18 protein-coding genes are annotated in these 25467 nt (G+C 72.1%); 14 read left to right on the top strand and 4 right to left on the bottom strand.

Features of this window, described 5'->3' with window-relative positions; all coding sequences use genetic code 11:
• Positions 1 to 33: 33 nt before the first annotated feature.
• Complete coding sequence (locus AB0L75_RS03135; protein WP_365174528.1) at positions 34 to 1176, bottom strand: acyl-CoA dehydrogenase family protein; 1143 nt, start codon at positions 1174 to 1176, stop codon at positions 34 to 36.
• A 27-nt stretch (positions 1177 to 1203) separates the two neighbouring features.
• The gene (locus AB0L75_RS03130) at positions 1204 to 2835 is read right to left on the bottom strand and encodes an aldehyde dehydrogenase family protein (protein ID WP_365174525.1); all 1632 of its coding nucleotides are present in this window, start codon (positions 2833 to 2835) and stop codon (positions 1204 to 1206) included.
• Positions 2836 to 3000: 165 nt separating this feature from the next.
• Between AB0L75_RS03130 and AB0L75_RS03125 the strand changes: the two genes are divergently transcribed.
• The 7 genes from AB0L75_RS03125 (at position 3001) to AB0L75_RS03095 (ending at position 15316) form a co-directional block, all read left to right on the top strand.
• A complete protein-coding gene (locus tag AB0L75_RS03125; RefSeq protein WP_365174522.1) occupies positions 3001 to 3315 on the top strand; it encodes an acyl carrier protein in 315 nt (104 codons plus the stop codon).
• 11 nt (positions 3316 to 3326) lie between these two features.
• Positions 3327 to 8996, top strand: a complete 5670-nt coding sequence (locus AB0L75_RS03120) for an SDR family oxidoreductase (RefSeq protein ID WP_365174519.1) — start codon at positions 3327 to 3329, stop codon at positions 8994 to 8996.
• 23 nt (positions 8997 to 9019) lie between these two features.
• A complete protein-coding gene (locus AB0L75_RS03115) occupies positions 9020 to 10621 on the top strand; it encodes a fatty acid--CoA ligase (RefSeq protein WP_365174516.1) in 1602 nt (533 codons plus the stop codon).
• The gene (locus AB0L75_RS03110) at positions 10618 to 11610 is read left to right on the top strand and encodes an LLM class flavin-dependent oxidoreductase (RefSeq protein WP_365174514.1); all 993 of its coding nucleotides are present in this window, start codon (positions 10618 to 10620) and stop codon (positions 11608 to 11610) included. The genes AB0L75_RS03115 and AB0L75_RS03110 overlap by 4 nt, the downstream gene beginning before the upstream one ends.
• Positions 11611 to 11639: 29 nt before the next feature.
• Complete coding sequence (locus tag AB0L75_RS03105; RefSeq protein ID WP_365174882.1) at positions 11640 to 12407, top strand: thioesterase domain-containing protein; 768 nt, start codon at positions 11640 to 11642, stop codon at positions 12405 to 12407.
• 151 nt (positions 12408 to 12558) lie between these two features.
• Positions 12559 to 14028, top strand: a complete 1470-nt coding sequence (locus AB0L75_RS03100; RefSeq protein ID WP_365174511.1) for an MFS transporter — start codon at positions 12559 to 12561, stop codon at positions 14026 to 14028.
• 106 nt (positions 14029 to 14134) lie between these two features.
• Complete coding sequence (locus AB0L75_RS03095) at positions 14135 to 15316, top strand: cytochrome P450 (RefSeq protein ID WP_365174509.1); 1182 nt, start codon at positions 14135 to 14137, stop codon at positions 15314 to 15316.
• Positions 15317 to 15390: 74 nt separating this feature from the next.
• Here AB0L75_RS03095 and AB0L75_RS03090 read toward each other — a convergent pair whose 3' ends face one another.
• The gene (locus AB0L75_RS03090) at positions 15391 to 16281 is read right to left on the bottom strand and encodes a maleylpyruvate isomerase N-terminal domain-containing protein (RefSeq protein WP_365174506.1); all 891 of its coding nucleotides are present in this window, start codon (positions 16279 to 16281) and stop codon (positions 15391 to 15393) included.
• Between the two features lie 234 nt (positions 16282 to 16515).
• Between AB0L75_RS03090 and AB0L75_RS03085 the strand changes: the two genes are divergently transcribed.
• From AB0L75_RS03085 to AB0L75_RS03075, 3 genes are all read left to right on the top strand, one after another.
• Complete coding sequence (locus AB0L75_RS03085; RefSeq protein ID WP_365174503.1) at positions 16516 to 17478, top strand: diacylglycerol kinase family protein; 963 nt, start codon at positions 16516 to 16518, stop codon at positions 17476 to 17478.
• A 50-nt stretch (positions 17479 to 17528) separates the two neighbouring features.
• Positions 17529 to 17897, top strand: a complete 369-nt coding sequence (locus AB0L75_RS03080) for a nuclear transport factor 2 family protein (RefSeq protein ID WP_365174500.1) — start codon at positions 17529 to 17531, stop codon at positions 17895 to 17897.
• Positions 17898 to 17996: 99 nt separating this feature from the next.
• Entirely contained in the window at positions 17997 to 19565 is a 1569-nt protein-coding gene (locus tag AB0L75_RS03075) for an MmgE/PrpD family protein (RefSeq protein WP_365174498.1), read from the top strand.
• Positions 19566 to 19585: 20 nt separating this feature from the next.
• On the opposite strand, the gene AB0L75_RS03070 is transcribed toward AB0L75_RS03075, so the two are convergent.
• Entirely contained in the window at positions 19586 to 20407 is an 822-nt protein-coding gene (locus AB0L75_RS03070) for a GntR family transcriptional regulator (RefSeq protein ID WP_365174495.1), read from the bottom strand.
• 324 nt (positions 20408 to 20731) lie between these two features.
• Here AB0L75_RS03070 and AB0L75_RS03065 point away from each other — a divergent pair, with 324 nt between their 5' ends.
• The 4 genes from AB0L75_RS03065 to AB0L75_RS03050 all read left to right on the top strand — a co-directional run bounded on the left by AB0L75_RS03065 (position 20732) and on the right by AB0L75_RS03050 (position 25412).
• On the top strand, positions 20732 to 22012 hold the full coding sequence (locus AB0L75_RS03065) for an extracellular solute-binding protein (protein WP_365174492.1): 1281 nt from the start codon (positions 20732 to 20734) through the stop codon (positions 22010 to 22012).
• A 79-nt stretch (positions 22013 to 22091) separates the two neighbouring features.
• Complete coding sequence (locus AB0L75_RS03060) at positions 22092 to 23090, top strand: sugar ABC transporter permease (protein ID WP_365174489.1); 999 nt, start codon at positions 22092 to 22094, stop codon at positions 23088 to 23090.
• A complete protein-coding gene (locus tag AB0L75_RS03055; protein WP_365174486.1) occupies positions 23087 to 23917 on the top strand; it encodes a carbohydrate ABC transporter permease in 831 nt (276 codons plus the stop codon). Before AB0L75_RS03060 ends, AB0L75_RS03055 begins: the two co-directional genes overlap by 4 nt.
• A 7-nt stretch (positions 23918 to 23924) precedes the next feature.
• The gene (locus AB0L75_RS03050; RefSeq protein ID WP_365174483.1) at positions 23925 to 25412 is read left to right on the top strand and encodes a glycoside hydrolase family 3 N-terminal domain-containing protein; all 1488 of its coding nucleotides are present in this window, start codon (positions 23925 to 23927) and stop codon (positions 25410 to 25412) included.
• Positions 25413 to 25467 lie beyond the last annotated feature (55 nt).

Raw genomic sequence — 25467 nt, 5'->3', positions numbered from 1 at the left:
GTGGGTCATAACGCCGATGGGGTGCGGCACTCGCTACGCCAGAACCAGCGCACCCCCGCCGAAATAGGCGAGCAAGGGCTCCGCGGCACCGACGCGGGACGGCGGATGAAAGGCCAGCGCCCGGGTGGCGGCCGCGGCCTGCGCGCCGGCCGGGTTGCTGATGAAGTCCAGCCCGCCCAGCAGCTCCAGCGCCCGCCCCACGATGTCCGGCAGCGCGTTCTGCACGGCGTACCGGGCGACCAGCACCCGCGCCACCGACGCCTCGTCGCCGGGCTCGGGGCCGGTACCGGTGGCCACGCCCTCCAGCAGGGCGAGGGCGGCCTCCATGTCGACGGCGAGCGCCGCTCGCTCCTCGGCGCCGCCCCGCTTGCGCTCCAGCACCTGCTCCACCAGCGCGGCGGCGGAGCCCGCGTACCCGGCGGAGATCAGCATCTCGAACCACACGAACCCGGCGGACTGCAGATCGTCCAGGCGGGTCGGGTCGTCGGCGCCGGCCCGCACGACCATCTCGGCCGGCACGAACACGTCCTCCAGCCGCACCTCGTCGCTCTCCGCGCCGGCCAGCAGGTCGTTGCCCCAGAAGTCGTGCACGGACATGCCGGGCGCGTCGGCGGGCACGATCGCCAGCGCCAGCTCGGGGTCGCCGCCGTCCTCGCCGTGGATCGCGATGGACGCGGTGAGCAGGCTCATCGAACGGGACAGGCTGCACGGCTTCTTCGCCCCGGAGAGCAGGAACCCGCCCTCCACCGGGCGCGCGGTCACGGCCGGCTTGAGGATGTTCTGCGCGGTACGGCCCTCGGCCCAGCCGGAGGCCATCACCTGCTGCTCCGGCACGATCCGGTGCAGCAACTCGGTCTGCGCGGCGGTGAGCCGGCCGTCCTTGACGGCGAGCGAGTACAGCATGGCGGCGGTGAAGTGGTGCATGGACACCGCCGCGACCAGCGACGGCGACAGCGCGCCGAGCGCCAGCTGCACCCGCAGCGCCTCCAGCGGGGCGGCGCCGTGGCCGCCGTAGACCTCGGGGATGAGCAGGCCGACCCCGCCGTGGATGCGGAACAGGTCGATCACCGGGCTGCCGGGCTTCTCCCGCTCGGCGTACGGGATCTGCTCCAGCTCCTTGAGCAGTCCGGGGTGGAACCGCTCGCAGACGGTCCGGGCGGCATCGAGGGAACGCACGGGAAACCTCCGCAGGTCGGGGTGTGGTCAGGCGCCGAAGACCGCGTCGTACGGGCTGACGTCGCGGGCGATGCTGACTCCCTGGACGTGGGAGGTCTTGAGCATCGGGTAGTTGGCCTCGCCGAACGCGCCGCCGGTGCGGCCGGTGCCGCCGTGGCTCGGCAGATACGGCAGGAAGCCGATGTGGGAGTCGTTGACCTTCAGCAGGCCGCCGTTGACCGTGCGCCGGACGAAGGTCTCGACGACATGGTCCGAGCGGGACCACAGGGAGTTGCGCAGCCCGTAGTCGTTGCTGTTGACGAACTGCAGGAACGCTTCGAGCAGGGCGTCGTCGTTGTCGCGCTCGGCGACCACGATCGGGACCAGCGGGAAGAACGTCTCCTCGCGGACCACGTCGTAGGTCCGCGCCCGGTCCAGGCCGTCCACCCGCACCACTGTCGGCTGCAGGAAGACACCCGTCTCGGAGACCGTGCCGTCGACCTCGGTGCGGTGGCCGCCGGTCACCAGCTCGGCGCCGTTGTCCAGGGCCTGGCGCAGCAGCCGGAAGAAGCGCTCGCTGCGCCGGACCGGCGACAGCAGCACGTCCTCCTCCTCGGGCAGGCCCGGACGGATGCCCTTGACCTGCTCGCGCACCTCGGCGATCACCGCCTCGGCGATGTCCGGGTGGACCAGGACGTAGTTGGGCACCATGCAGATCTGCCCGGAGCCGTAGAACGCCTCCGTGATGGCCTCGGCGGCCCACTTCACGTCGGCGTCCTTCCACACCACGATGCCGTCGTTGCCGGCGAGTTCCAGGATCGGCTTCTTGCCGTGCGCCACGCAGGCCTGCTCGAAGCGCAGGCCCTCCTGGCTGCCGCCGATGTAGAAGATGTCGTCGATCAGCGGGTCGGCGATCCAGCGGTCCATGGTCTGCTTCGGGTTGGAGCACACCGCGTTGAGCACACCGGGCGGCGCGTCCAGCTCCTTCAGCAGCGGGGCGACGATGTCCCGCAGCAGCCACATCGTGGACAGCGCGATGCTGCGCGGCGCCCGCACCACGACCGCGTTGCCGGCCATGAGGGCCAGCACGCACAGAGCGGCACTGGGCAGCGGGGCGTTCTGCGGCGGATTGAAGGCGACCACGCCGTCCGGCTGGCGGTGCAGGATCAGCTTGCGGCCGTTGTACTCCTTCTCCACCCGCATCTGCTTCGTGTACCAGCGCAGGGAGCCGGGGGCGTAGATCTGCAGCAGGCAGCTCAGCTCCCAGCGGGCGAGCTTCACGGGGTGGGACTCGGCGACCAGCATGCGCAGGAACTCGTCCTGGTGCTTGATCAGTTCCTCGCGGAAGCGGGTGCCCAGGCGCATCCGCCGCTCCAGCGGTACGGCCGCCCAGTCGGGCGCGGCAGCGGCGGCGGCCTGGGTGGCCAGGTCGATGGCGGAGTCGTCCGCGATCGCGCAGCGCCCGACGACATAGGGGTGCCGCGCCGCCTCGGACTCCGGGTCCTGTTCGAGGGAGCGCTTCAGGCTCACGCTGGTGAACACGTCTTCCAGCAGGGAGCGTCCGCTGACGGTGTAGACCCAGCCGTCGCCCGCGACGTCCTTGCCCGCGATATAGAGGTCGTAGCTCTTCAATCCGGAAGGTGCCTCAGCACTCTCCTCCTGCGCGGCTTCGCGAAGCATCTTCAGCCTTTCGGATATGGCGTGTGGATTTCTTGAAGCGAAACCGAGCCTGACAGCGGAATCTGACCCGGCGCTGACACCGGACTGATCCAGCCAAAAGCCCGGCCGATCGGGCGGTCCCGGTCTGTCAGTGGGGCGTCAGCCTGCGCTGCTTGCATGAGGCGCATGCCACCTGTCGACAGCACGAGCCGGCGCCTGCGCGAGCTGCCGCGCAGCGAACTCGCCGAAGAAATCGAGTCGATCGTCCTCGGAAAGTTCCGGGCCGTTCTTCTCATGGACGAATCCGAGGATCTTCCCCTCGACGTCAGCTATTTCGATCTCGGCCTCACCTCGCTGCGGCTGACCGAGATACGGCAGAGCCTGGAGCGGCTGCTGGATCTGTCGATCAACGTCAGCGTGCTCTTCAACGAGCCGACGATCGCCCATCTCGTGGACCACCTGACCCAGGAACTCCTGGACATTCGCCAACCGAGCAACTGAGGAGTCGTTCCATGCCGCGTACGGAATCAGAGCAGGCGCCCGAGCCGGTCGCGATCGTCGGAATCGGTCTGCGGTTCCCCGGCGGCAGCGGCTCGCCCGACGAGTTCGACGCCTTCCTGGCGGAGGGCCGCAGCGGAATAGGCCCGATCCCGCGGGACCGCTGGGACGTCGAGGCGTTCACCCCCGAGGGCCCCGACGACAAGGGCAAGATCATCGCCTCGGCCGGCGGGTTCCTCGACCGCATCGACCTGTTCGACGCGGGCTTCTTCAACATCTCCCCGAAGGAAGCCCGCTACATGGACCCCCAGCAGCGCTTATTGCTGGAGACCGCCTGGCAGGCCCTGGAACACGCCGGTATCGACCCGGCGCCGCTGCGCCGCGGCAACGGCGGCGTCTACATCGGCGCCAGCTCCATCGACTACGCCCTGGAGCTGGACTCGCTGCCGTACGAGGAGATGGACGGCCACCTCGCGTCCGGCATCACCATGTTCCCGCTCTCCGGGCGCCTGTCGTACTTCCTCGGCTGGCGCGGCCCGAGCATGAGCGTCGACACCGCCTGCTCCTCCTCCCTGGTCGCCCTGCACCTGGCCGTGCAGGCGCTGCGCGCCGGCGAGACCGACATCGCGCTGTGCGGCGGCGTCAACGCCCTGCACCACCCGCGCATCCCGGTGATGTTCTCCAACGCCCAGATGCTCGCCCCGGACGGGCGGTGCAAGACCTTCGACGAGTCCGCCGACGGCTACGCACGCGCCGAGGGCTGCGGCATCGTCGTCCTCAAGCTGCTGTCCGCCGCCGAACGCGACGGCGACCGCGTCCTCGCCCTGGTGCGCGGTACGGCTGTCGGCCAGGACGGCGACAGCGCGGGCCTGACCGTGCCCAACGGACCCGCGCAGGAGAAGGTCATCCGCAGCGCCCTGGCCGCCGCCCACCTGGCCCCCGGGGACATCCAGTACGTCGAGGCACACGGCACCGGCACCCCCCTCGGCGACCCCATCGAGTTCGGCGCCATCGGCGATGTGTTCGTGGACTCCCACACCAAGGACCACCCGGTGCTGGTCGGCTCGGTGAAGACCAACCTCGGCCACATGGAGCCCGCCTCCGGCATCGTCGGCGTCATCAAGACCGTGCTCCAGCTGCGCGCCGGCACGATCTACCCGCACCTCAACCTCGACACCCCCTCGGGCCGCATCCCCTGGGACCTCTACCCGATGCGCGTGCCCACCGCCCGCGAACCCTGGCACGCCGAGGTACGGCGGGCGGTCGTCAACAGCTTCGGGTTCGCCGGGACCATCGGAGCGGTGGTGCTGGAGCAGGCTCCCGAGAGCGAGACGCGCGAAGCGGTCGAGGGCGCGGCACCGCTGTTCACCCTGTCGGCGAAGAACGCCGCAGCCCTGCGCGAACTGGCCGCCGAATACCGGGGGTTGGTGGACGATCAGCCCCTGGCGGCACTCTGCCACAGCGCCAACACGACCCGCGCCCACCACCCTTACCGCATCGCCGCACCGGTCGCCGACCGGGCCGCACTGGCGAGGCTCCTGGACCGGGCCGCCGAGCAGGAACACGAAGGGCCCTCGGGCATCCGCAAGACCGCGTTCCTCTTCACCGGCCAGGGCTCCCAGTACGCCGGCATGGGCGCCGCCCTGTACGAGGCCTTCCCCGTCTTCCGCGCCCATGTCGACGAGTGCGACGAGCTGTTCGCCGCCCACCTCGGCCGCTCCGTGCGCGACCTGCTGCTCGGCACCGCCGCCGACCCCGAGGCGATCGACCGCACCGAGTACACCCAGCCCGCCCTGTTCACCCTGGAGTACGCCCTCGCCCGGCAGTGGATGGCCTGGGGTGCCCGCCCGAACGTCCTCATCGGGCACAGCATCGGCGAGGTCGTCGCCGCCGCCGTGGCCGGGCTGTTCGACCTGCCCGACGCCGTCACCCTGGTCGCCGCCCGCGCCCGCCTCATGCAGGCCGTGCGCACCGAGGGCGGGATGGCCGCCGCCACCGCGCCCGTCGAGGACGTCGAGCCCCTGATCCAGGGCCGTGACGGTCTCGCGCTCGCCGGGGTCAACGCCCCCGACCAGACGGTGATCTCGGGCCCCACGGCCGCCCTGGACGAGGTCGCCGGCATCCTGCGGGACAGCGGCGTGCGCGTCGAGCGGCTCAAGGTCTCGCACGCCTTCCACTCCCCGCTGATGGCCGAGGTCTACGACGACTTCCGCGCCGCCCTCGACGGCATCACCTTCCACGAGCCGCAGATCAGCCTGATCTCCAACGTCACCGGCCGCCTCGCCCGGTTCCGCGAGATCGGCGACGCCGACTACTGGGTACGGCACATCGGCGAACCCGTCCGCTTCCTCGACGGCATCCGGGCCGTCGCCAAACGCGGCCGGCACGCCATGGTCGAGATCGGCCCGCAGGCCGGGCTCACCGCGCTCGCCCGGCGCGGCGTCACGGTCGAGGACCACCTGTGGCTCGCCAGCCTGCGCCGCCGCGACACCACGACCACGACCACCCTCACCGCGCTCGCCGACTACTACACGACCGGGCTCACCGTCTCCTGGGCCGACTACCACGCCGGGCACCCCGCCCCGGCCCGCGTGGACCTGCCGACGTACGCCTTCCAGCGCAAGCGCTACTGGCTGCCCTCCGTCACCCCGCGCCGCTCCGCCGCGCAGGGCAGCGCCCGGCACCCGCTGCTCGGCATCGAGGAGCGGTTCGCCAGCGGAGTACGGGAGTTCACCGCGGAGTTCACCGCCGAGGAACTCGGCGCGCTCGCCGACCTCGCCGACGGCGGCCGTACCGTCCTGCCCGCCGGCGCCTACGTCGATCTGCTGCTCGCCGTGCAGGACGCCGTCCAGGGCCACGCCCGTTCCGCCGTCCGGGACCTGTTGCTGCTCGCCCCGCTGGAGCTGCCCGCCGAGACCGTGACCGCGCTGACCACGCGCTGGCGGCCCCGGCACGGCGGCGGCGCCGAGGTCGAGGTGTTCACCGTCGTCGGCGGCGAGGAGAACCTGCACGCCACCGCCGTCGTCGCCGCCGACCCCGAACCCCTCGTCCCCGTCTCGGAGCTGGCCGAGCTGGCCGCCACGCTCGCCCCGGCCGGGCAGCAGATAGACGACGAGGACATCTACACCGACCTCGCCTCGGTCGGCCGCCCCCAGGGACCGCGCATGCGGCTGCTGCTGCGCGCCGCCCGGCACGGAGACGGGCTGGTCACCGGCGAGCTGACCGGCCGCGACGCCACCGCCGTCGAGCACGTCCCGGCCGAGCTGCTGGAGGCCGCCGTGCAGGCCCTGGTCGTCCTCGACCCCGAGGGCCCGGTGTTCGTACCGCGCGAGATCGCCGCCGTACGGCACTTCCGCAAGCCGCGCGGAGAGCTGCTGCGCCTGCTCGCCCGGGTGCGCGGCGAGCAGGACCGGCGGCTGGCCGACGTACTGCTGCTGGAGAACGGCGAGCCCGTCGCCGAACTGCTCGGCGTGCGCATGGCTCGGCCCGAGGGCCGCGCCGGCCGCCGCCAGTTCCTGCACCGCCCCGACTGGGTGCGCCGCGCCCTGCCGGTCAGGGAACACGCCCCGGCCCGGCACGTGGTCCTGCTCGACCCGTCCGCGGCCCGCGCCGCCGAACTCGCCGCCGAACCCGGCCTGAAGGTCACCTGGCTGACCGACCTCACCGACCTCAAGGCCACCCTGGAGGACCCGACGGTCACCGACGTCTGCCGGCTGTGGCGGCAGCGCCCCGAGCCGATGTCCGCCGCCCGGCTGCGCGCCGAGTGCGAGGACAACTACCGTGAACTCCTCGCTCTGACCGGCGCGTTGGAGGCCGCCGCCCGGCCGCCCCGGCTCTGGCTGGTCACCGAGGGCGCCCAGTGGCTGCCCGGCGACCCGGCCGGCGACGGCGGCCACCTCGGCGCCGCCACCCTGTGGGGCTTCGGCCGGGTGCTGCTCACCGAGTACCCGCAGTACCGGGCCACCCTCGTCGACCTCGCCCCCGGCAGCGGCCTCACCCCGCTCGCCGACGAGTGGCGGGCCGAGCCGCCCGGCGAGTACCAGGTCGCGATCCGGCCCGGCCGCCGCTATGTCCGCCGGCTGCTCGCCGGGGACGCCACGCTCACCTGGAGCGGCGATTTCGAGCTGCGCGCGTCCGACTCCGGGGACCTCTCCGACCTGGCCCTGGCCCCGGCCACCGGCCGGGCGCCGGCGCCGGACGAGGTCCAGGTCCGGGTGACCTCCGTGGGCCTGACCGCCAAGGACGCCCGCACCGCACTGGACACCGGCCGGGCGGAACGCGCGGCCGAGGGGGAGGAGGAACCCCCGCCGCTGCTCGGGCAGTTGGCCCGTGGCACGGTCCTCGCCGCCGCCCGCGGCACCGGCTTCGCACCGGGCGACGAGGTGCTCGTACGCCACGACGGCACCTTCCGCTCCACGCTCACCGTGCCCGCACCGGCCGTCGTCCACGCCACCGGCTCCGACGACACCGCGCCCGGCTTCCGCCTCGACGAGACCGGCGAGGCCCTGCGCACCGCCCTCACCGACCCCGCCCAACGCGCCTGGGTCACCCTCCCCGAGGACCCGGCCGAGGAGCAGCCCGACACGGTCGAGGAGGGCCCGGGAGGACTGCGCGCCGACCGCACCTACCTGGTCACCGGCGGCCTCGGCGGCCTCGGCCTGGTCACCGCCCGCAAGCTGGCCGCCCTCGGCGTTCGGCACCTGACCCTGGTCAGCCGCAGCGGCCGGGCCACCGAGGAGGCCTCCGCACTCCTCGCCGACCTCGCCGCCGACGCCGAGATCGACGTCGTACGCGCCGACGTCTCCCGCCCCGAGGACGTCCGGCGCCTGGTCCGGCACCTCGCGGCCGGGCCGTACCCGGTCGGCGGGATCGTGCACGCCGCCGGCTCCTACGACAAGAAACTGATCTCCGAGCTGACCTGGGAGTCCGTCGACGCCCAGCTCGCCGCGAAGGCCTACGGCGGCTGGCTGCTGCACGAGGCCGCCGAGGAATCCCTCCCCGAGCTGGACTTCTTCGTCACCTACTCCTCCATCGCCTCCGTCCTCGGCGGCGCCACCCAGGGCCACTACGCCGCCGCCAGCGCCGCCCTCGACGCGCTCGCCGAGTGGCGCGGCCGGCGCGGGGTGCCGGGCCTGTCGGTCAACTGGGGCGCCTGGGCCCGGGTCGGCATGTCCGCCCGGCTGGAGGAACACCTCAGCCAGGAGATCGAACGCAGCGGCGTCCGCTTCTTCTCCCCGACCCGCGCCCTGGACACCCTCGCCCGGCTCTGGGGGCGCCCGCGCACCCAGCGGATCGTCGGCGAGTTCGACTGGGACCGCTATGTCTCCGGCAGCGTCACCGGCGACCTGTTCTACGACCGGCTCGCCCGGCAGACCCCCGACGACACCGCCACCGGCCTCGACCTCGCGGCCCTGGCCGCGCTGCCCGAGGCCGACCGGCTCACCGCCGTCACCTCCGTGGTCCGCGACAAGGTCGCCGCCGCCCTGCACCTGGAGGAGGGCGACGAACTGGACACGAACAGCGAGTTCGTCTCGCTGGGCCTGGACTCCCTGATGGCCCAGCAGGTCAAGGCCGCGCTGGAGCAGACGTTCCGGCTGCCCCTGCCGGCCTCCCTCACCCACGACCACCCCACGGTCCGCGCGCTGGCCCGGTTCGTCTTCGGGCAGCTCGCCCCCGCAGCGTGAACAGCAAGGGACGGGAAACCGAGATGACCGACATACCGAGGGAGCGCTGGACGCTCCACCACTCCGCCCGCGCCCACGCCGGCAGCCGCCCGGACCATCCCGCGATCGTCTGCGAAGGCCGGGTCACCACCTACGACAAGCTCCACCGCGACAGCAACCGCGCCGCACACGCCCTGCACACCAGCGGCGTCCGGCGCGGCGACCGGATCGCCTACCTGGGCCGCGAGTCCGCGAACTACTACCTCGTGATGATCGCCTGCGCCAAGGCCGGCGCGGTCCTGGTCCCGGTCAACTGGCGGCTCACCCCGAACGAGGTCGACCACATCCTGCGCGACTCCGGCGCCGCGCTGATCTTCGTGGACGACGAGTTCTGGGACACCGTCGCCACCGTCCGCCACCAACTGCGCGGACTGCGCCGGGTGATCCGGGTCGACGGCACCGACGCCGACGGCGAACCCGCGCGCGGCGCGGGACTGCTCGCCTGGGCGGCCGACCAGCCCGAGACCGACCCCGCGCCCGGCACCGGCCCGGACGACGCCGTCATCCAGATCTACACCAGCGGCACCACCGGCCTGCCCAAGGGCGCCGTCCTCGCCCACCGCAGCTTCTTCACGCTGCCGCACGCGAGCCGCGCCGAGGGCGTCGACTGGATCGACTGGCGGCCCGAGGACGTGGCCCTGATCTCGCTGCCGGGCTTCGGGGTGGCCGGCATCGGCTGGTTCCTGCACACCTTCAACGCGGGCGGCACCAATGTGATCATGCCGCGGTTCGACCCGCAGGAAGCGGTACGGCTCATCCGCGCCCACCGCGTCACGACCACCTTCGCCGCCCCCGCGATGCTCCAGGCGATGGCGGGCGAACGCGAGGCGGGCCCCGAGGCGTTCGGTTCGCTCCGCAAGATCGCCTACGGCGCCGCGCCGATGTCCGAGACGCTGCTCAAGCAGTGCCTGGAGACCTACGACTGCGAGTTCGCGCAGATCTACGCCAGCACCGAGACCGGCAGCGTGGCGGTGTGCCTCCCGCCGGACGCCCACCACCCCGGCAGCACCCGGCTGACCTCGGTGGGCCGCCCCTGCCCCGGCACCGAGGTCAAGGTGATCGCCCCCGACGGCGCACCCGTGCCGCCCGGCACCATCGGCCAGATCTGCGTCCGCACCCCCTCCCGGATGCTCGGCTACTGGAACCTGCCCGAGGCCACCGCCCGCACCCTGGTGGGGGAGTGGCTGCACATGGGCGACGCCGGCTACCTCGACGAGGACGGCTACCTCCACCTCTGCGACCGCATCAACGACACGATCATCGTCGCCGGGCAGAACATCTACCCGGCGGAGGTCGAGAAGGCCCTCGCCGCGCACCCGGCGGTCGCCGAGGCGGCCGTGGTCGGCCTGCCCGACGACCGCTGGGGCGAGAGCGTCCACGCGGTGGTGGTCCTGCGCCCCGGCACCACGGCCACCCCCCGGGAACTCCTGCTCTCCCTGCGGGGCCGTATCGCCGACTACAAGATCCCGAACACCTACCACTTCGCGGACGCCCTGCCCCGCAACCCGTCGGGGAAGATCCTGCGCCGCGCGGTGCGCGACCGGCTGACAGCGCCGGCGAGGGACCCCCTGGGGAGCACACTGTGACATCACTGCGGATCGGCATCCTCCTGCCCACCCGTGAGCAGGCCATCAACGGCACCTACGCGGCAGCCCCGCTGCTGGACTTCGCCCGCCGGGCCGAAGCCCTCGGGTTCGACTCCCTGTGGGCCGGCGACTCCCTGACCGCCCGCCCCCGCCTGGACCCCCTGGTCGTGCTGTCGGCCGCGGCGGCGGCCACGCAGCGCATCACCGTCGGCACCGCCGCCCTCACCCCCGCCCTGCGCCACCCCCTCATCGGCGCGAACATGATCGCGAGCCTCAGCCATGTCGCCGCCGACCGGCTGATCCTCGGCCTCGGTTCGGGCTTCCCCATGGCCGAGACCGAGGAGGAGTTCGCCTCGGTCGGCGCCTCGTTCCAGGGCCGCGTCGGCCGCCTGGACGAGATCACCGCACTGTGGCGCACGGCCTGGCGCTCCGGGGAGGACGGCGAACCCACCGAGTTCGACGGGAGGTTCTGGCAGGCGGACCACCTGGACCGGCTCCCCGCACCGGCGCTGCCCGGCGGCCCGCCCCTCTGGCTGGCCGGCAGCGACACCGCCAAGGTCCTCGCCCGCGCCGCGACCCGCTACGACGGCTGGCTCCCCTTCCTCCCGGACGTCGACGCCTACGCCCGCGCCCGCCGCCGTATCCACGAACTCGCCGAGGAGGCGGGCCGGTCGGTCACCCCCGCGCTGTACGCCACGATCACCGTGAACAGCAACGAGGCGGCGGCCAAGGCCGAACTGGAGCACTACATCAGCCACTACTACGGCCGCTCCCTGCAGCAGATGAGCAGCATCCAGGCCTACGCCTTCGGCAGCGCCGAGAAGTGCGCGGAGTGGCTCGGCGGCTATGTCCGGGCCGGTGCCCGGCACCTGGTCGTGCGGATCGGATCCCTCGACCCCGAGCCCCAGTTGAAGGAGATCGCCGAGGTGCTGCTGCCCGCGGTACGCGCCCTCGGCCCGTCCACCACCGTTGGGAGTACCCAGTCGTGACCACCGCCCCCGGCACCCTCGGCAGCCAGATGTCCAGCGAAGGGCACTGGTTCCACCCCGTGGAGCCCTCGCCCGACGCCTCGATCCGGCTGTTCCTGCTGCCCCACGCCGGCAGCGGCGCCATCATCTACCGCGACTGGGAACGGCTGCTGCCGCCGGACATCGCCGCGCAGGCCGTCACCCTGCCCGGCCGCCACAACCGCCGCGAGGAGCAGACGTACGAGAACTTCTGGCCGCTGCTCGACGCGCTGCACGAGGCGGTGCTGAACGACCTGGACGAGCGGCCTTTCGCCTTCTTCGGGCACTGCCTTGGCGCCCAGCTGGCCTTCCGGCTGGCGATCCGCATGGAGGAGGAGGGCGGCCCCGCTCCCGTCATGGTCGGCATGTCCGGCTGGTCGCCCGTCGGCTTCTTCAAGCCGACCGAGGAGCAGAGCCGGATGCCGGAGCCCGAACTCATCGAATGGATCAAGAAGTTGGGGTCCTTCCCGGCCGAGATCTACGACAACCCCGAGATGCTCGCCCTGGTCGTGCCCGCCCTGCGCGCCGACCTCAGGGTCGCCGGGGACTACGACGACGACGGCGCCGGCGTCAGCTGCCCGCTCGCCTCCTACGGCGGCCGCAGCGACCCGCTCCAGGAGGCCCCGGACGCCATGACCCACTGGGCCGGCCGCACCCCCGACTACCACGGTCACCACGAGTACGAGGGAGGCCACTTCTACATCGACACCCACGCCCCGGCCGTCACCGCGCACTTCGCGCACCGGCTCCAGCGACTGGCCGCCGGCACGGTGCGCTGACCGTCCCGGGCCCGCGTCAGCGCGGCGTCAGCGCGGCGCGGGACAGTGCTCGGAGGACCGTCGTACCGAGCGCCGTCCCGTGTCCGTCGCATGCGCCGCGGACACTGTGGCACACCCCCCACCAGCACAAAACGACCTAGGAGGGTCGTCCATGACCACCGAAGCGGAACTGACCGGCAGCGCGGCCTCGGCCGCCTCGCCACCGGACATCGAGGAGGCTGAAGGCAAGCCCGCCTGGGGTGCGCTCTGGGTCGTGCTGGCCGGCCTGTTCATCACCAACGTCGACTTCTTCATCGTCAACGTGGCCATCCCCTCGCTCCAGCGGAACATGCACGCGACCAGCGCCGAGATCCAGCTGGTCGCCGCCACCTTCAACATCGGCCTGTCCGCCATGCTCATCACCGGCGGCCGGCTCGGCGACCTCTACGGCCGCCGGAAGGTCTTCTCCATCGGCCTGGCCCTGTTCACCCTCGCCTCACTGGCCTGCGGCATCGCCCCGAACATGGCCGAGCTGATCGTGGCGCGCGCGGTGCAGGGCGCCGCGGCCGCCCTGGTCATCCCGCAGGTCCTCGGCATCCTGACCACGGCCTACGCGGGCAAGGCCCGGGTCGCCGCGTTCAACGCCTACGGCATCACGCTGGGCGCCTCGGCCGTGTTCGGCCAGCTGATCGGCGGCCTGCTGATCAAGGCCGACCTCTTCGGCTGGGACTGGCGGACCATCTTCCTGATCAACGCCCCGATCGGCGCGGTGGTCCTGCTGCTCACGCCGAAGACGGTGCCCGAGTCCCGGGCCGAGGGCCACACCGGCCTCGACTGGACCGGTGTGATCCTGGTGACCGCCGGCCTCACGGCCATCGTGCTGCCGCTGGTCCAGGGCCGTGAGCAGGGCTGGCCGACCTGGACCTGGGAGTGCCTGGTGGCAGCGGTGCCGCTGCTGGCCGCGTTCTGGTGGACCCAGCGCCGCAAGGCGGCCCGTGACAAGTCGCCGCTGATCCACCCGAGCCTGTTCGAGGACCGCGCGTTCGGCGTGGGCGTCGTCTCGCTGCTGGTGTTCTTCGCCGCGATGGCCTCCTTCTTCCTGGTCCTCGCGCTGTATCTGCAGGAGGGCCGCGGCCTGTCCGCGCTCCAGTCGGGTCTGCTGTTCATCCCGCTCGGCCTCGGCTTCTTCATGGGCTCCGCACAGTCGCCCAAGGCCGCGGCCAAGCTGGGCAAGCAGGTCCTCACCGTCGGCGCGCTGATCCAGGCGGTCGGCAACATCGCGCTGGCCGCGACCGCCTGGCAGCTGGACAGCAGCGGTGCCGTGGCCTGGTGCATCCCGGCGATGGTCGTCGCCGGGTTCGGCATGGGCTTCGTCGTCGCCCCGCTCGCCTCGCTGGTCCTGGAGGGCGTCGCCCCGCACCACGCGGCCGCGGCCTCCGGTGTCTTCTCCACCGCCCAGGAGATGGGCAACGCCGTCGGCATCGCGGTCATCGGCGTCGTCTTCTTCGGCGCCGCCGGCCACCACGTCACCGCCCACTCCTACGCCCACGCCTTCAGCACGGGCCTGCTGGTCCAGGCGGGCATCTGCGCCGTCGTGGCCCTCCTGGTCCAGCTGCTCCCGCGCAAGGCGGAGACCTCCTGAGCCGCAACCCCACCCCCCACGGCGAATAGCACAACCCACCCGACGGGCACGCGAATCGAGACCTCCGCGTGCCCGTCACTCATGCACCGGAAAAACGGAGGCCGACATGCCAGAACTCCCCCTATGGCCCATGCCCCGCTCCTGCCCCTACGCGCCCCCGGACGACTACGCCGATCTGCGTGACGAACCCCCGCTGAAGGTACGCATCCGCGGCGGCGAAGCCTGGCTGGTCACCCGCCACGCGGATGTGCGCCAGGTGCTCAACGACGACCGCTTCAGCGCCGACGACCAGCAGCCCGGCTTCCCGATCCGGATCCAGCTGCCGCCCGAGCCCGGCGTGATGTCCTTCAGCCGGATGGACGACCCGGAGCACGGCCGGCTGCGCCGCATGGCGATGACCGAGTTCACCGCGCGCCGCACCCGCGCCCTGCGCCCCGAGGTGGAACTCCTCGTGACACAGCTGCTGGACGAGCTGGAGGCGGGCCCCAACCCGGTCGACCTGGTGGCGAACTTCGCCGTACGGCTGCCCGCCCTGGTGATCGCCCGGATGCTCGGCGTACCGGAGGAGGACGAGGCGGACTTCACCGAGCAGAGCCGGGTGATCCTGTCCCAGGAGGCCAGCCCCGAGGAGACGTACGCGGCCTTCCTCACGATGTCCCGGTTCCTGGACCGGCTCGCCGCGCAGCGCACCGCCGAGCCGCGGGACGACCTGATCAGCCGGCTGGCCAACCGGTATGTGGCGAGCGGCGAGCTGACCCACGAGGAACTCGTCGCCATGGCCCGCTTCTTCCTCGTCGCCGGGCACGAGACCACGGCCCACCAGATCAGCCTGAGCGTCCTCAGCCTGCTGCGCGACCCGGACCAGCTGGCCGAACTCCGCGCCGACCCCGCCCTGTTCAAGCCCGCCGTCGAGGAACTCCTGCGCTACTGGTCCATCTCGCAGGACAACCAGGTGCGCGCCGCCGTGGACGACGTCGAGCTGAGCGGGGCGAGCATCCGCAAGGGGGACGGCGTGATCGTCGCGATCCCCGCCGCCAACCACGACGAGTCGGTGTACCCCGGCGCCGGCCGCCTCGACATCCATCGCAACGCCTCCGGCCACCTCGCCTTCGGCTTCGGCGCCCATCTGTGCCCCGGCGCCTCGCTGGCCCGCGTGGAGCTGGAGGTGTGCCTGAGCCTCCTCTTCGCCCGCTTTCCCACGCTGCGCCTGGCCGTGGAGCCGCAGGAGGTCCGCTTCCGCGAGAACACGATCGTGTACGGGCTGGAGGAGCTTTCGGTCACCTGGTGACGACGCCCGAGACACCGAGGGCCCGGAGCCGCCGAGATCACGGCGGCCCCGGGCCCTCGGCGGTCGACCCGTGTTCAGGAGATGGCGTGGCTGAGCCAGAAGTCCAGCAGCCGGCGGTCGCCCAGGACCGTCATCCGCGGGCTCTCGGGCCGCAGCCGCCCCTTGACCACGAGCAGCAGATCCGAGGGAGAGGCGATCACGGTGGCGTCGGCCCGCCAGCCGTCCGGGGCACCCGTGGTCACCTGGACGCCCCCCGCGGCGCAGGTGACCAGCCAGCCGGAGGGGCCGTTCGCGGGCTCCTCCGCCGAGCGGAAGCACAGCGTCTCGCCACCGCGTGGCACCTCGGCGAACCGGGGCGAGAGGAACGGCCTGGCCTCGGGCACCCCGAAGGCGACCAGGCAGAAGTCCACGCAGTCCAGGGCGACCTCCGTGTCCATCGCGAACGGCAGGCCGGCCAGGAGGGACGCATCGGCCCGGTGCACGGCCGTCTCGAACACCGCCCAACGCGGCCAGAACTCCTTGTTCTGCTTGCCGTGCGGTGCCCAGATCGGCACCTCGGGCCCCACCCCGTCGATCGCCTCGACGAGCCGGTCCGCTCCCTCGACGACGAACCGCGCCCGCAGCTCCGGGTCGGCGAGGTGGCTCTCCTCGGCGGCACCCCGCGTCCCCAGCTCGGCCACGCGCTCGGTCCAGCTCCTGTCCTCGGCGGGATCACCGGCCGCGTCACCGGAGAGGTCACCGCCGGGCAGGATGAACTCGGTGGTGCGGGTGGTCAGGATCGTGGTCGCCCAGTCATGGCCCTGGCGCACATGCCGGACCAGGTCGCCCAGCGTCCACCCCGGGCAGGTCGGGACGGGCTCGGTGAGCGGGATCGTACGGCCGGCCTCGGCCAACAGGGCCGCCTCCCGGCGGAGTTCGGTGGTGCGGCGGCGGATGGTCAGGGCCGCACGGGTCGGCGCGGTCATGGGCATCACTCCTTTCGAGACGGGTGCGGAAGTCGGTGCGCGCGGCGGACGGAACAGGTGCCGTCGACGCGCCGATCCGTTCATTCGAACCCTCGGATCTGACCGGAAGCTGACGCGACCGACTGCGCGCGGCCCGATGTCAGCGGCGCGTCAGCGCCGGATCAGCGGTGCTCGGCAGAGTGGTTGCTGACCGGTCCGCCGCCGGTGCGACCGACGGGAAGGAGTACGCCAGCCATGGCAGACACCGCAGCCCCGGCTCCCACCCGGGCCCTCGTCCTGGCCAACCCGGCCTCCGGCAGCCACTCGCCCGAACTGGTCGAGGACGTACGGCAGTTGTGTGCCTCCTGCCTGGAGCACACCGAGGTCCACCTGACCACCGGCCCGGGCGATGCCACGGCCGCGGTGCGCAGGGCCCTGCAACGGCCCGCCGGGGCGTCCCCCGGGACACCCGACCTGATCGTCGTCATCGGCGGGGACGGCACCGTCCGGGAGGCCGTCCAGGGCCTGGTGCCCGTCACCGGGAACGCCACCCTCGCGGTGGTGCCCGGCGGCACGGGCAACTCCGGCTACAAGATGCTGTGGGGCGACCGCCCCTGGAGCGAGTCCCTGAAGGCGATCCTCACCGACTACGGCATCGGCGGCAGTGCCCGGCTGCGCCGCCTGGACCTGGCCCGCCTCGCCGAGACCCGCAACCATGTGTATCTGGGCGCCTGTTCGGGCGTGATCGCCGACGCGCTGATCACCGCCCGGGACCTGCCGCTGACCGGGCGGGAGCGCTACGCCCGCGCCTTCGCCGACACGGCCGCCGGCTATCTGCCCTACCCGGGCCGGGTCACCGTCGACGGCCGTGTCGTGCACGAGGGGCCCACGGTCCTCGCCAACGTCGGCGGCGGCCGCTACCGCGGCGGCCGGTTCCTGGTGCTGCCCGACTCGCTGCTCGACGACGGACTGCTCGACGTCTGTGTGATCGGCGGCGCCGTCCCGGCCGCCGAGGTGCCCGGACTGACCCTGGACGCACGGCACATGGACCATCCGGCGACCGTCTACGCCCGCGGGCGCACCATCACCGTCGAGCGCACCGACGGCCACCGGCTCCCGCTGGAGCACGACGGCGAGTACCAGCACGGCATCGGCGCCACCGCCACCTTCGAGGTGCTCCCCGGAGCCCTGCCGGTGTGGGCGCCCGCCACCCCCTGAACCACCTGTCCGAAGAACCGAAGAAGCACGCCGTTAAGGAGATCGCCCGCATGAGCGACCTGACCACCACCGTCACCCGCTACCTCGACATCTGGAACGAGGCCGACGCCGGCAAGCGCGCCGCGGCCATCGCCGAGCTGTTCACCGCCGACGCCCCGTACATCGACCCGCTCGCCGCGGTCGAGGGCCACGAGGGCTTCGGGGCCGTGGTGGCCGGCGCCCGCGACCAGTTCAAGGGCCTCAGCTTCGAACTGCACGGCGCCGTCGACGCCCACCACAACCAGGCCCGCTTCCAGTGGGGCCTGGTGACCGAGCCGGGCGCCGAGCCGATCGCCATCGGCTTCGACGTCCTCGTCACCGACGAGCAGGGCCGGATCAAGGGCGTCTACGGTTTCCTGGACAAGGTCCCGGCCGCGTAACACCGCCCACGCACACGCGGGAGCACCGGGCGACGGTGCTCCCGCAGCCGTGTTCCGCCCCCCGGACGTCCAGCCGCACGCACGGAAGGTGTAGCCGCCATGACCGCCGTCCTCGCGGAGAGCGTCGCCCGGACGCTGTGCGCCGACTGGGCCGAACAGGCCCGCACCGCCGCCCGGGCCGCCCGTGGCCGCGCCCCCGCCGACACCCCGCTGCGGGAACTCTCGCACTGGGCCGCGACCCTGCGCCCGCAGGACATCCCGTGCCGGGTGCTGAAGCTCGCCGCGAGCCAGGTGCTGTCCCAGATCTCCTCGATCCGGGCCGGCCTCCAGCACCCGCTCGGCAGAAGGCTGGTGGCCGCCTTCGGGCACCCCATGCAGCGCGACCCGCGCCAGGCGGCCGGCGTCTTCGCCGCGCTCGGCTCCTGGCTCAACCTGGACGACACCGCGTACGCCGGACACCTGTCGAACTCCACCGTGGCCGTGCCGCTCGCCTTCGCCTACGCCCGTCAGCTGGACGGGCTCTCACTGCTCACCGCCGTGGTCGCGGCCAACGAGTGCGCGGCCCGGATCACCGCGTCGGCGACGCTTGGACCCCTGCGCGGCCAGAGCGCCGTCCACACCCATCTGGCCGGGGCGGTGGCCGGCCGGCTGCACTGCGACCGGGCCCCGGCGACCCTGTTCGAGAACGCCTTCGGGCTGGCCTTCGCGATGCCCAACTGGCCGCTGATGCGGGCCTTCTTGGCCAGCGACGCCCGCCTGTTCAACACCTTCACACCGGTGCGCACCGCGATGGACGCCTGCGACGCCGCGTACGCCGGGCTGCGCGGGGCGCCGGACATCATGGAGCACAGCGACGGCTTCCTGGCCCGCTTCGCGACCGTGCCGCTGCCGCAGGCGCTGGCCAAGGGGCTCGGCCGCCGCTGGCACACGGACACCCTGTCGTTCAAGATGCACCCGGGCGGCCCCGGCATCGACGCGGCCGTGGACTGCGCGGCCGAGATCCACCGCGAACTCGGCGCGCTCCGGCCGCGGGACGTGGCCGAGGTGGTGGTCGAGGCGTCCCTGTACACGCTGTTCGCGGGGGAGCGGGCGGCCCGCTATGTCACCGGGCCGGGCTCCCCGCTGGGCGCGCTGGTCCTGGACGTGCCCTACCCGGTCGCCACCACGCTGCTCACCGGCGGATTCGGCGTCGACGACTTCTCCCCGCCGCTCCTGGACGACCCCGACCGGTGGGCGCTGGCCCAGCGGATACGACTGGAGCACGACACCGAGATGACCCGCGAACTCTTCCTGTCCGACGCCCCGTTCGGCGAGGCGGTGCGGGAGGCGGGGGAGCTGGCCGTGCCGTGGCTGCGCGGCTTCGGCGGCGACGAACTGGTCGACCTGGTGGGCGCGTCGGCCGCCGACGACCGGGACTTCTCCCGGTCCACCAAGGCGACCGGTGCCCGCGTCACCGTACGCCTGACGGACGGCCGTACGGTCTCGCGCACCCGGCTGATCCCCGTCGGCGCCGCCGGACCGGAGACCCGGGCGGGCCATGCCGAGCTGGTGCGGGAGAAGTTCCTGTCGGTGGGCGGCGCCCAGCAGGTCGCCGACACCGTGGACCGGCTGCACCGGATGCGCCCACGCGCGGTCCGCCGCTGGATAGAGACGGCGTTCCTGGACTGATCCACCCGCACCTGGCCCAGTCACCTGTGGTCGAGTCCGCCTTGCTCCCGCGCGACCGCACCCCGCAGTACCACCGCTCCCGCCGCCGGCCGGCGCAACGAGGCCACGAACTTGTAGCGCGAACCCCGGTACACCGACCGTACCCACTCCACCGGCTGTCCCTCCGCGTCCCGCGAATGACGGGACAGCAGCAGCATCGGCAGGCCGACGTCGGTGGCGAGCAGCTGTGCCTCGCGCGGGGTCGACAGCGAGGTCTCGATGGTCTCGTCGGCCTCCGCGAGATGGACGCCGTACACCTCGGCGAGCGCCGTGTACAGCGACGGATACGTGGCCAGGGACGTGCGCAGACCGGGGAAGCGGCGCGCGGACAGATGGGTCGTCTCGATCGCCATGGGGTCGCCGCTCGCCAGCCGCAGCCGCTCGATGCGCAGCACCCGCTCCCCGATGCCGATGCCGAGCAGCCCCGAGAGCCGCTCATCCGCCGGCACCTCCCCGATGTCCAGCACCTGTGAGGCGGGCGTGAGGCCCTGCGCCCGCATGTCCTCGGTGTGCGAGGTGAGCTGGAGCGTGCGGTACAGCTTGGGCTGGGCGACGAAGGTGCCCTTGCCCTGGATGCGGTCCAGGCGGCCCTCGCCCACGAGTTCCGTGAGCGCCTGCCGGATGGTGGTCCGGGAGGTGTCGAAGCGGACGGCGAGCAGGCGCTCGGCCGGCATGGCCGAGCCGGGCTGCAGCTCCTCGGCCATGGCGAGCAGCCGCTGTTTGATCCGGTAGTACTTCGGCACGCGCGCGGTGCGGCCGGACGCCGCTCTGTGCGGCTGGGCGCTGCTGACGTCGGTGGTCATGCCTGCCTTCCCGGCTGTGTCGACGGTCTCCCGTTATAGCGACCGACTGCCCTATGGTCTAGTCCAACTCGCCCGTGCAGGTCCGGTCCATCCGGACGCCCGGGCGAAAGGGGTGGAAACGGACGGACGCGCTCCGGTGACGTTCTCGTAACGGCCGGAATCGCCTTCCTGGACCACCCTTGACACCCCGAAAGGTCTAGGCCAAGCTCCACCGTACTGGTCTACACCATTAGTGGCCAGGTCCCGAGCCCTACGTGCAACAGCGTCGTACGCAGGTCACCGCCGAGGGCGTGGGGGGTTAGTGGCATCCCTGAGGAGGGTGGCGTGAAGCGCAAGCTCGCTGCCGCGATCGTGATCGCGGGCATGATGGTCTCCGTTGCGGCGTGTGGCGGAAACGGCGGCAAGGACAGCGGCAAGGACGCGGGACCGGCCGGCTGGAAGGGCCAGACGCTGACGGTCTGGACCATGGACGGCTCCGCGCCGCCGCAGTGGACCAAGGACGTCCAGACCGCCTTCGAGAAGAAGACCGGCGCGAAGGTCAAGTTCGAGATCCAGAAGTGGGACGGGATCCAGCAGAAGATCACCACCGCCCTCTCCGAGGACAACCCGCCGGACGTCCTGGAGGTCGGCAACACCCAGACCCCCGCCTACGCGGCCACCGGCGGCCTCGCCGACCTCGCCGACGTCAAGCAGGCGGTCGGCGCCGACTGGACCCCCTCGGTCTCCCAGTCCTCCCTCTACGAGGGCAAGCAGTACGCCGCCCCCTGGTACTTCGCCAACCGCGTCGTCATCTACAACAAGGCGATCTGGGCGAAGGCCGGCATCACGTCCACCCCGAAGACCCGCGACGAGTTCTTCAAGGACCTGGACACCATCGGCAAGAAGACCGACGCCGAGCCGCTCTACCTGCCCGGCCAGAACTGGTACTTCCTCGACGGCCTGATCATCGGCCAGGGCGGCGACCTGGTGAAGAAGCAGGGCGGCAAGTACGTCTCCAACCTCGCCGACCCCAAGGTCTCCGCCGCCATGCAGACCTACAAGAAGTACGCCTCCTACTCCAAGGCCCCCAAGGACAAGGACGAGGCCACCCCGCAGCAGGCCACCATCTTCGCCAAGGGCAAGACGGGCGCCATCATCGGCATGGGCTGGGAGGCCGGCACCGCCATCCAGACCAACAAGTCCATCGAGAAGGACCTCGGCTACTTCACCGTCCCCGGCGCGACCGCGGACAAGCCCGAGGGTGTCTTCCTCGGCGGCTCCAACCTCGCCGTCGCCCAGAACAGCAAGAAGCAGTCCCTCGCCAAGGAGTTCCTGAAGGTCGCCCTGTCCGACCAGTACGAGGGCGAACTGGCCAAGCTCAATGGCATCGTCCCGAACAAGACGTCCCTGCAGAGCAACCTCAAGGGCAACGCCGCCGCCGAGGCCGCCGCGCCCGCCGCCGCCGGCGGTGGCACCACCCCGCTGATCCCGGAGTGGGCCGCGGTGGAGAACACCCCGAACCCGATCAAGTCGTACATGACCGCGGTGCTGAACGGCAAGGACCCCGCGGCGGCCGCCAAGGACGTCGAGGGCGAGATCAACAAGCGCCTGGCCCAGCAGAACTGACGACCCGCGCCGGGGGCGCCCGCGGACGCCCCCGGCTCAGTCGTCCGTACGGCCGGTTCGGCCATGGAAGAGATGACTCATGTCAGTGCAGACCCAAGGCACGGACACGGCCGGGGAGCCCGCTGTCCGCAAGGCCCGGATACCGAGGCCGCCGCGGGGTGCGGACCGTGACTCCGGGACCCCGTCCCGCCGCGGTGCCGCCGCCCCCTACCTGCTCCTGCTGCCCGCACTGCTGGCCACGCTGGTTCTGCTCGGCTGGCCCCTGGTCAAGAACGGCATGCTGTCGTTCCAGAACCTCAACCCGCGCCAGCTCATCCAGCACCTCACCGAGTGGAACGGCATCGAGAACTACCGCCAGGTGCTGTCCGAGTCGGAGTTCTGGCACGTCGTCGAGCGCACCGTCTTCTTCACCGCCGCCAACGTCGTGCTCATCATGGTGCTCGGCACCCTGATCGGGCTGCTGCTGGCCCGGCTCGGCAAGAGGATGCGGCTGCTGCTCATGGTGGGCCTCGTGCTGGCCTGGGCGATGCCCTACGTCGCCGCCACCACCGTCTACCAGTGGCTGTTCGCCCAGCGTTTCGGCGTCGTCAACTGGGTCCTGGACAAGCTCGGCTGGCACTCCATGGCCGACTACAACTGGCTGGGCAGCCAGTTCTCCACGTTCTCCGTGGTCATCCTGCTGATCGTGTGGCAGTCGATCCCGTTCGTGGCGATCAACCTGTACGCCGCCACCACCACGATCCCCAGGGAGCTGTACGAGGCGGCGTCCCTGGACGGCGCCGGCACCTGGCAGAGCTTCACCTCGGTGACCCTGCCCTTCCTGCGGCCCTTCCTGTACGCCACGACCTTCCTCGAGGTCATCTGGGTCTTCAAGGCGTTCACGCAGATCTTCGCGATCAACCAGGGCGGCCCCGACCGCCTCACCGAGACCCTGCCGATCTACGCCTATGTCGAGGGCGTAGGCAACCAGCACTTCGGGGTCGGCGCGGCGATCTCCTTCCTGACCATCCTGGTCCTGCTCGCCATCACCTCGTACTACCTGCGCATGGTGCTCAAGCAAGAGGAGGACGAGCTGTGAAGCGCTCGCTCTTCGGCCGCATCTGGCCCAACGCGACCGCCGCCGTCCTCTTCGTCGGCTTCGTGTTCCCCGTCTACTGGATGTTCGCGACGGCCTTCAAGCCGACCAATGACATCATCTCCGAGAACCCGGTGTGGTTCCCGACGAACGTCACCCTCAGCCACTTCAAGAAGGCCGTCGACGCCGACCACTTCTGGACGCTGGTCGTCAACTCCGTCACCGTCACGGTCCTGTCGGTCCTCTTCTCGCTCGTCATCGCCCTGTTCGCGGCCTTCGCCCTGGCCCGGATGCGGTTCCGGGGCCGACGCGGGCTCATCGTGACGTTCATGCTGGCGCAGATGGCCCCCTGGGAGGTCATGATCATCGCCATCTACATGATCGTCCGCGACAACGACATGCTGGACAGCCTCGTCCCGCTCACCGTCTTCTACACGATGATGGTGCTGCCGCTGACCGTCCTGACGCTGCGCGGCTATGTGGCAGCCGTACCGAAGGACCTGGAGGAGGCGGCCATGGTCGACGGCTGCACCCGCTTCCAGGCCTTCGTCCGGGTCATCCTCCCGCTGCTGGCGCCCGGCCTCATGGCCACCTCGCTGTTCGGTTTCATCACCGCCTGGAACGAGTTCCCGCTCGTCCTGATCCTCAACAAGGACATCGAGAAGCAGACGCTGCCGCTGTGGCTGTCGCAGTTCCAGACCGCCTTCGGCGACGACTGGGGCGCCACGATGGCCGCCTCGTCGCTGTTCGCGCTGCCCATCCTGATCCTCTTCATCTTCCTGCAACGCAAGGCTGTCAGCGGTCTGACCGACGGCGCCGTGAAGGGATGACGCCCCGATGACCACACTCGCCACCGGCGCAGACACCCTCACCCGCGACGCCCTCGCGGTGCTCCAGCCGGGCTTCGACGGCACCACCGCGCCCGACTGGGTGCGCCGCCGCCTCGGCGAGGGCCTCGCCTCCGTCGCCCTGTTCGGCCGCAACGTCGTCACCGAGGGACAAGTCACCGCACTCACCGCGCAGTTGCGCGCCGAACGGGACGACCTGCTGGTCGCCATCGACGAGGAGAGCGGCGACGTCACCCGCCTCGACGTGCGCACCGGCTCCTCCTTCCCCGGCAACCACGCCCTCGGCGCCGTCGACGACCCCGGCCTCACCCGGGCCGTCTCCCGCGAGCTGGGCCGGCGCCTGGCCGCCTGCGGCGTCACCTTCGACTGGGCGCCCTCCGCCGACGTCAACGCCAACCCCGCCAACCCCGTCATCGGCGTGCGCTCCTTCGGCGCGAGCACCGACCTCGTCGCCCGGCACACCGCCGCCTGGGTGGAGGGCCTGCAGTCCACCGGCGTCGCCGCCTGCACCAAGCACTTCCCGGGCCACGGCGACACCAACGTCGACTCCCACCACGCCGTACCCCGCATCGACGTCGACGCCGACACCCTGTACGCCCGCGAACTCCCCCCGTTCCGCGCGGCCATCGCCGCCGGCACCCGGGCGATCATGAGCGCGCACATCCTCGTGCCCGCCCTCGACCCCGACCGCCCCGGCACCCTCTCCCGCCGCATCCTCACCGAGCTGCTGCGCGAGGAGCTGGGCTACCAGGGCCTGATCGTCACCGACGGCATGGAGATGCGCGCGATCTCCGGCACCTACGGCCTGGAGCACGGCGTGGTCCTCGCGATCGCGGCGGGCGCGGACGCCATCTGCGTCGGCGGCGGGCTGTGCGACGAGGCCACCGTGCTGAACCTGCGGGACGCGCTCGTGGCCGCCGTACGCTCCGGCGAACTGCCCGAGGAGCGGCTCGCCGACGCCGCCGCCCGGGTGCGCGCGCTGGCCCGCTGGACGGCCGAGGCCCGCAGCGACGCGGCCGGCACCGAGCCCCGCCCGGAGATCGGCCTGGTCGCGGCCCGCCGCGCCCTGACCGTGACCCGGGCAGGCAGCGCCGCACCGCTCACCGCACCGGTGTACGTCGCCCAGTTCGAGCCGGCCCGCAACATCGCCGTCGGCGACCAGACCCCCTGGGGCGTCGCCGCCGAGCTGGAGCGGCTGCTGCCCGGCACCGACTCCGCCTCCTTCACCGGCGACGGCGCCGGAGCGGCCGCCCTCCCCGCCGCCGGCGGCCGCCGGATCGTCGCCGTGGTGCGCGACGAACACCGGCACGACTGGATGCGCACCGCACTCGACACCCTGCTCGCCGCCCGCCCCGACACCGTCGTCGTGGAGATGGGCCTGCCGCAGGCCGCCCCGCGCGGCGCCCTGCACATCGCCACCTACGGCGCCGCCCGGGTCTGCGGTGTGGCGGCGGCGGAGGCCGTCGTCGCGGGCTGACCCGCGTACGCCACGGGCCGCCCGCCGGTGCGGGCGGCCTGCTCGCTCTTGCTCT

The sequence above is a fragment of the Streptomyces sp. NPDC052101 genome (assembly GCF_040680235.1).
Taxonomy (GTDB): domain Bacteria; phylum Actinomycetota; class Actinomycetes; order Streptomycetales; family Streptomycetaceae; genus Streptomyces.
This window is presented reverse-complemented; position numbering and strand designations above follow the sequence as displayed.